This window comes from Mycobacterium sp. E740 (assembly GCF_001672895.1).
Lineage (GTDB): Bacteria > Actinomycetota > Actinomycetes > Mycobacteriales > Mycobacteriaceae > Mycobacterium.
This window is the reverse complement of sequence record NZ_LZKP01000211.1, coordinates 1-6,873: the sequence shown is the minus strand read 5'-3', so window position 1 is coordinate 6,873 and position 6,873 is coordinate 1. Positions and strand designations below refer to the sequence as shown.

At 68.3% G+C, this 6,873-nt stretch carries 8 protein-coding genes and 1 pseudogene; 5 read left to right on the top strand and 4 right to left on the bottom strand.

The window, feature by feature from the left end; genetic code table 11:
- On the top strand, window positions 1–519 hold a 519-nt coding region (locus A5663_RS20445), incomplete at its 5' end, for a glycoside hydrolase (protein ID WP_231976852.1).
- A 15-nt stretch (window positions 520–534) separates the two neighbouring features.
- Here the strand turns inward: A5663_RS20445 and tatB are convergent.
- The 4 genes from tatB to sigE form a co-directional block, all read right to left on the bottom strand.
- Window positions 535–927 (bottom strand): Sec-independent protein translocase protein TatB, encoded by a 393-nt coding sequence (tatB, locus tag A5663_RS20440; protein ID WP_068153481.1) that lies wholly within the window; start codon window positions 925–927, stop codon window positions 535–537.
- 3 nt (window positions 928–930) lie between these two features.
- A complete protein-coding gene (locus A5663_RS20435) occupies window positions 931–2,421 on the bottom strand; it encodes a S1C family serine protease (protein WP_068153478.1) in 1,491 nt (496 codons plus the stop codon).
- A gap of 10 nt (window positions 2,422–2,431) precedes the next feature.
- The gene (rseA, locus tag A5663_RS20430) at window positions 2,432–2,827 is read right to left on the bottom strand and encodes an anti-sigma E factor RseA (protein WP_068153475.1); all 396 of its coding nucleotides are present in this window, start codon (window positions 2,825–2,827) and stop codon (window positions 2,432–2,434) included.
- 73 nt (window positions 2,828–2,900) lie between these two features.
- Window positions 2,901–3,689, bottom strand: a complete 789-nt coding sequence (sigE, locus tag A5663_RS20425; protein ID WP_082974278.1) for an RNA polymerase sigma factor SigE — start codon at window positions 3,687–3,689, stop codon at window positions 2,901–2,903.
- Window positions 3,690–3,855: 166 nt separating this feature from the next.
- On the opposite strand from sigE, the gene A5663_RS20420 reads away from it, so the two are divergent.
- The 4 genes and pseudogenes from A5663_RS20420 to A5663_RS20405 all read left to right on the top strand — a co-directional run.
- The gene (locus tag A5663_RS20420) at window positions 3,856–4,515 is read left to right on the top strand and encodes an O-methyltransferase (RefSeq protein WP_068153470.1); all 660 of its coding nucleotides are present in this window, start codon (window positions 3,856–3,858) and stop codon (window positions 4,513–4,515) included.
- A 68-nt stretch (window positions 4,516–4,583) separates the two neighbouring features.
- Window positions 4,584–5,279, top strand: a complete 696-nt coding sequence (locus A5663_RS20415) for a TetR/AcrR family transcriptional regulator (RefSeq protein WP_068153466.1) — start codon at window positions 4,584–4,586, stop codon at window positions 5,277–5,279.
- Entirely contained in the window at window positions 5,242–6,177 is a 936-nt protein-coding gene (locus A5663_RS20410; protein WP_068153484.1) for an ABC transporter ATP-binding protein, read from the top strand. The genes A5663_RS20415 and A5663_RS20410 overlap by 38 nt, the downstream gene beginning before the upstream one ends.
- Window positions 6,174–6,873 (top strand): annotated as a pseudogene (locus A5663_RS20405) (ABC transporter); the annotation flags it as partial. The gene A5663_RS20410 and the pseudogene A5663_RS20405, both read left to right, overlap by 4 nt.

The window sequence follows — 6,873 nt, the reverse complement described above, 5'->3', positions numbered from 1 at the left end:
GCATCTATCCGACGGGCAACGAGCACTACTTCATCTGACGTTGCCCGTGCGCGCTATGTGGCGTCGGGCTCGAACGGCGTCGCCGCGCTGGCGACGGGAGCGCTGGCTGCCAGCAACTCCGCTTCGGTGGGCATCGCGCCCGAGGGCGGGTTGCAGGTCAACACCATTCGGGTGGCACGCGCAATCGCCGTGTTGTTCCCCGAGGTCACCACCATCGGCGGTTACCGGCAGGACGCGTTGAAGTGGCACCCCAGCGGGCTGGCGATCGACGTCATGATCCCCAACCACTCCAGCCCTGACGGCATCGCACTCGGGAACCAGATCGCGGGGTACGCCCTGGCCAACGCGAAACGATGGGGCGTCATCCACGTGATCTGGCGGCAGGGGTTCTACCCCGCCGAGGAAGCACCGAGCTGGACGGCCGACTACGGCAACGAGACGGCGAATCACTTCGACCACGTCCACATCGCCACCAACGGCGGCGGCTATCCGACGGGCAACGAGCACTACTTCATCTGACGCTGCCCGTGCGCGCTATGTGGCGTCGGTGTCGAACGGTGTCGCGTCCGGCGCCTGCGGCGGGGGTTGCGGGCTGGGCAGCGGCGAGCTGACAGGCTTGTCGGCCGAGGGCCGGTCGAACTTCCCGGTGAAGATCGAGTCGTCGCCGTCGAGCAGGTGTTTGGTGAGCGCGGCGCGCGGCGTCATCCCCCGCAGCTTGTTCAGCTCGCTCAGCGGCTCACGCAGGTCCTCGAACTCCGGCCCGAGATCGTCGCGCAGTTGACTGGTGGCGCCGCTGATGTAGTCGCGGGCCTGGCGCAGCGCGTTCGACGTCCAGCGGATCGCCCCGGGCAGCCGCTCAGGTCCGAGGATCACCAGACCGGCGATCACCAGGATCAGCATCTCGCCCCAGCCGACGTTCGCGAACATCGGCTAGGCGCTGTTGTCGGGACCCGGGTTGACGGTCAGCGTCACCCGCCGGCCGTCTCGCATCACCTCGACCGGCGCGTCCTGGCCGATCTTGAGCTGGCGCACCGCGACGACGAACTCGTCGGCGTCGGCGACGGTCCGATCGCCCACCTTCACGACGACGTCGTTCTCCAGGATGCCCGCCTTCTCCGCGGGGCTGCCGGCCTTGACGTTGGCCACCTGTGCACCCGAAGCGATGTCGTTGCTGACCGAGCGGGCGGTCAGGCCCAACGTCGGGTGGGCGATCTTGCCCTCCCGGATCAGCGACTCGACGACCGCTTTGACCTCGTTGACCGGGATCGCGAAGCCGAGGCCGCTGGCGCTTTCCGACAGCGACTTGCCCGCGGTGTTGATGCCGATCACGTTGCCGTCCATGTCGATCAGCGGGCCGCCGGAGTTGCCGTGGTTGATCGGCGCGTCGGTCTGCAGCCCGTCGATCACCGTGTCGGTGTCCGAGCCGTCGCCGGACAGCGGGACGGGGCGGTGCAGCGCGCTGATGATGCCGGCGGTGACGGTGCTGCGCAGGCCGAGCGGAGCGCCCGCGGCGATCACCTCGTCGCCGACACGCAGCTTGTCCGAGTCGCCCATCTTCGCGACGGTCAAGTTGTCGACGTTGTCGACCTTCAGCACGGCCAGGTCCGTCTTGGGATCGCGGCCGACGAGGTTGGCGGGCACTTCCTTGCCGTCGTTGAAGACGACCTTCATCTTGTACTTGCTCGGGTTGTTCGCGGCCTCGGAGATGACGTGGTTGTTGGTCACGATGTAGCCGCGGCCGTCGACGACGACGCCGGAGCCCTGCGAGCCTTCCTGATCGCTGGTCGCCTCCACGGTGACAACTGAATCGGCAACGGCCGCAGCGACTTTCGCGATCCGCCCCTCGGGGGGCGGTCCGTCGTCGGAGTTGTTGAGCGTGACTTTCGACGTGGTGAACGCCTCGACCACCTCGGCGGTCTTACGCCCGACCCACCCGCCGGCGATGCCGATCACCAGCGCGACGATGGCGAGCACCGCCAACGCGACATAGGAGACCTTGCCGCCGAACAGCACGTCGCGCACGCCGAGCTTGCCCATCGGCACGTTCGCCGACGCGCGCGGCGACTCCTGCACGGCCGGGGCGCCGAGGCCCACCGGCGCGGACGGATCGCGCCATGGGTCGGGTTGTTCGCCGGGCTCCTGTGCCTCGCGTTCGGCGTCGAGCGCGCCGGCATCGGCCGGATGGCGCTGCAACGAGTCGCCGCCGGCGTACGGCTTGCCGAACGCCTCGGCCAGCACCGGGTCGGGTGGCTGGTTCTTCGGTGTGAACTCGCCTTGGTCGCGGTACTTGTCGAGGCCCACGAACGACCCGCGAACACCGTCGGGCCTGCCGAACGCGCGCTGCGCGGCCGCGTCGACGGGTGGACGCGAGACGGGACGCGGCTCGAGGCGCTCACGCCCGGTCTGGTCGAGATTCGTCACCCGACGTACCCTACCGGCGCTTACGACGCGGACGGCCTGCGCTGTCGGCCCACTGTGACTGTTGCGGGTCGACTGGCGGCTCCGGCGGAGCGTGATGCGGGATCTCCGACAACAGGCCGAGCAGCGAGCTGGGTATCGCGATGGGCCGGGAGTCGCGCAACGCGGCGCGGGCCTGGCGCTGAGCCTCGACCTCGGCTGCACACTGCGGGCACAGCGACAGGTGGTGGGCCGCCCGCAGATGCGGCGTCAGCCGCAGTTCGCCGTCCACGAAAGCGGCGATGGCCTCGGTGGAAAGGTGCTCGGTAGAGCCGAACTGCCGGGGCCCGACGGGTGCGTCGCTCTGGGAGGCGAACTGAGTGGGCAACCATGAGAAGGCACGACGGAACACGTGTCCCGGCTCGACCATCGCCCAGCTCCTCTCGCGTCGTGTCGCGGTGCTCACTCGAATGTAGCGCGGCGCGCCGTGCGGACGCGCGACCTCAGGCCGTCTTGGCCACGTCTTCGGGACGACCCGAGCAGGCCGCCTCGCCGTGGCTGGCCAGGTAGTCGCGAAGTGCCTGCCTGCCGCGGTGGATGCGGCTGCGCACGGTGCCCAGCTTGACGTCGAGCGTCGCGCCGATCTCCTCGTAGGACAGGCCCTCGATGTCGCACAGCACGACCGCGGCGCGGAACTCGGGCGGCAGGGAGTCGAGCGCGGCCTGCAGGTCCGGGCCGAGTCGCGCGTCGTGGTAGATCTGCTCGGGGTTCGGGTCGTCGGCCGGCACCCGGTCGTAATCTTCCGGCAGCGCCTCCATGCGGATGCGGCTGCGCCTGCGCACCATGTCCAGGAACAGGTTCGTGGTGATGCGGTGCAACCAGCCCTCGAACGTGCCGGGCTGGTAGTTCTGCAGGGAGCGGAACACCCTGATGAACGTCTCCTGGGTGAGGTCCTCGGCGTCGTGCTGGTTGCCTGCCAGGCGGTAGGCCAGCCGGTAGACGCGGTCGGCGTGCTGGCGGACCAGCTCGTCCCAGGACGGCATCGCCGCCTTGTCGCCGGTGGCGTCGAACACCGCGGTGCCGGTCAGTTCGTCGGAAGGCTCGACCCACTCCGCGTCCGCGAACTGTTCGAGATGGGACATGGATACGGGAGCCGTCTTGATGGTGGTCGTCAGATCCTCCTGGTCACAGCCGCCATCACAGCGCGGCGGCTCGGTACTGGCCCCAACGAACAGACCCCCGTCGGTATTCCCTGGTTGTTCCCCGGGATGCCAGCGTCCAGCGTGTTCCATGGGAGACACCGTCTCCGACCGTGCCGTGCAAGGCATATGAGCAAACTGAACTTTTCCTGAGAATGCATCAGTACCCGTTTTCGACCTGCGTGAACCGGTCGAATTCCGCCCTCCGGCGACGGGCGTGTCGCGGTGCTGGCCGATAGGGGTTGGCTACGCTGCGGGCATGGCCGGCACCGACGACGTCATCGGACCGCACAGTCGTGCCGAGTCCATCGTCAACCATGCCGAGCAGTCCATCTCCGAGGACGCCATCGTCGCGGCCGCCCGGGAGCGCGCCGTCGACATCGGGGCGGGCGCCGTCACGCCCGCGGTCGGGGCATTGCTGTGCGTGTTCGCCAAGCTGACGGCCGCCAAGGCCGTCGTCGAGGTCGGCACCGGCGCCGGTGTCAGCGGCCTCTGGCTGCTGTCCGGTATGCGCGAGGACGGCGTGCTGACGACCATCGACGTCGAGCCCGAACACCAGCGCATCGCCAAGCAGGCGTTCAGCGAGGCCGGGATCGGCCCGGGCCGGAGCCGGTTGATCAGCGGCCGGGCCCAGGAGGTGCTCACGCGCCTCGCCGACGAGTCCTACGACCTGGTGTTCATCGACGCCGATCCGCTGGACCAACCACAGTTCGTCGCCGAAGCCGTGCGGCTGCTGCGGCCCGGCGGTGCGATCGTGCTGCACCGCGCCGCGCTGGGTGGGCGCGCCGGCGACCCGAGCGCAAGTGACGCCGAGGTCACGGCGGTCCGCGAGGCGGCGCGGCTGATCGCCGAGGACGAACGGCTCACCCCGGTGCTGGTGCCGTTGGGCGACGGCCTGCTCGCCGCCGCCCGCGACTGACACTTTTCTCGCGCTATCTCCGAGGGCTCTATTGACCGCTGACTGAACACGCGTTTAGTCTACTGAACATGCGTTCAGCGCAGGACGATCGAACCACCGTCGCGCGTATCCGCGACGCGGCGATCGAGCAGTGGGGCCAGCACGGGTTCAACATCGGCCTGCGGGCCGTCGCCGACGCGGCGGGCGTTTCGGCTGCGCTGGTCATTCACCACTTCGGCTCCAAGGCACGCCTCCGCAAGGCTTGCGACGAATACGTCGCCGAAGTGATCCGAGAGAGTAAGTCGGAGTCGCTGCAGGGCGGCGACCCCGCGACCTGGCTCGCGCAGATGGCCGAGATCGAGTCCTACGCGCCGCTGATGGCGTACCTGGTGCGCAGCATGCAGTCGGGCAACGACCTCGCGAAAGCCTTCTGGCAGCAGATGATCGACAACGCCGAGCAGTACTTCGACGAGGGCGTGCGCTCGGGGCTGCTCAAGCCCAGCCGTGACCCGAAGGCCCGAGCTCGCTTTCTGTCGATGTCGAGCGGCGGCGGCTTCCTGCTGTATTTGCAGCTGCACCCCTCGAACGACCTGCGCGAGGTGCTCCACGACTACGCCGAGGAGATGGTGCTGCCCGCCCTGGAGCTCTACACCCACGGGTTGATGGCGGACTCGACGATGTACGACGCATTTCTCGAGCAGCGCGAAAAAGGAATTCCGTTCAGCACACGTCGGGAAGGAGATGGCGATGAGGGCCCAGACAGCCAAGGCTCCACAGCGGGCTGACGCCGGCGAACCTGCCGTCGAAATCCGCAGTCTCACAAAGGCGTTCGGGCGCACCAAAGCGCTCGACGGGCTGGATCTGACCGTCGCACCCGGCCAGATCAGCGGGTTCCTCGGTCCGAACGGCGCCGGCAAGTCGACCGCGATCCGAGTGCTGCTCGGGCTGCTGCGCGCAGACAGCGGGACCGTCCGGCTGCTCGGCGGCGATCCGTGGCACGACGCGGTGGCACTGCATCGGCGCATCGCATACGTGCCGGGTGATGTGACGTTGTGGCCCAACCTGACCGGTATTCAGGCGATCGACTTCCTGGCGAGCCTTCGGGGCAACGGTGTCGACACCGCGCGCCGGGACCAGCTGATCGAGCGATTCGAACTCGACCCGCACAAGAAGGCCCGCACATACTCCAAGGGCAACCGGCAGAAGGTCGCCATCGTCGCCGCTTTCTCGACCAACGCCGAGCTCTACCTTCTCGATGAACCGACGTCAGGCCTGGATCCGTTGATGGAAAAGGCTTTCCAGCAGTGTGTCGACGAGGTCGCCGACCGCGGCGCCGCGGTATTGCTGTCCAGCCACATCCTGGCCGAAGTCGAAAAGCTCTGCGACAGCGTCACGATCATCAGGGCGGGCCGCACCGTGCGCTCCGGCGCCCTCGACGACTTGCGGCACCTGATGCGCACAACCGTGACCGTACGTACCCGCCACGACGGCCGGCGATTGCCCGACGCACCCTTCGTGCACGACTTCGCCGTCAAGGACGGCCACTACGTGTTCTCCGTCGACCGCGGGGATCTCGACCAGGCGATGGCCTTGCTCAGCGAGCTGGGGATCATCGACCTCTCGGTCACCCCGGCTTCGTTGGAGGACATGTTTCTGCGTGAATATCGAAGGGCCCCTTCATGATCGCCGTACTCGGCGCCCCTGCAGAGAGGCGCGACTCAGCGGCCGGCGCGTGGACCGGCACTGCGAGGCTGCTGCGTCTGGCGCTGCACCGCGACCGGGTCCGGCTGAGTGTCTGGTGGGCGTCGCTCACGCTGCTGATGGTCTACGCGCCGAACGCGGTGAGACTGGCCTATCCCGAGGAGACCCAACGACTCGCGCGGGTCAACCTGATGAAGACGCCCGCCGGCATGATGATGGCCGGACCGATGTTCGGTGGCAACGAGACCGACCTCGGCGCGATGACTGCCAACGAGTTGATGCTGACGTTGATCGTCGCGACGTCGATCCTGGCCATACTCACCGTCATTCGGCACACCCGCGCCGAAGAGGAGAGCGGCGCAGCCGAGTTGGTGTTGTCGTCGGTCGTCGGCCGGTATGCCCGGACCGCCGCCGCGGTGATCCTCGTCGGAGCGGTCAACGCCGTGCTGGCGGTGACGATGACGATTGCGATGGCCGCCAACGGCTTCCGGCTCGTGGACAGCGCGGCGATGTGTCTGGGCATCACCGGGGTCGCGATGGTCTTCGGTGCGGTGGCCGCTGTCACCGCTCAGCTGTGGCGGCAGGCGCGGACCGCAACCGGCGCCGCGCTGGCTGTGCTCGCCGTCGCCGCCCTGGTCCGCGGTATCGGCGACGTCATCGAAAACTCGGGCAGCGTGC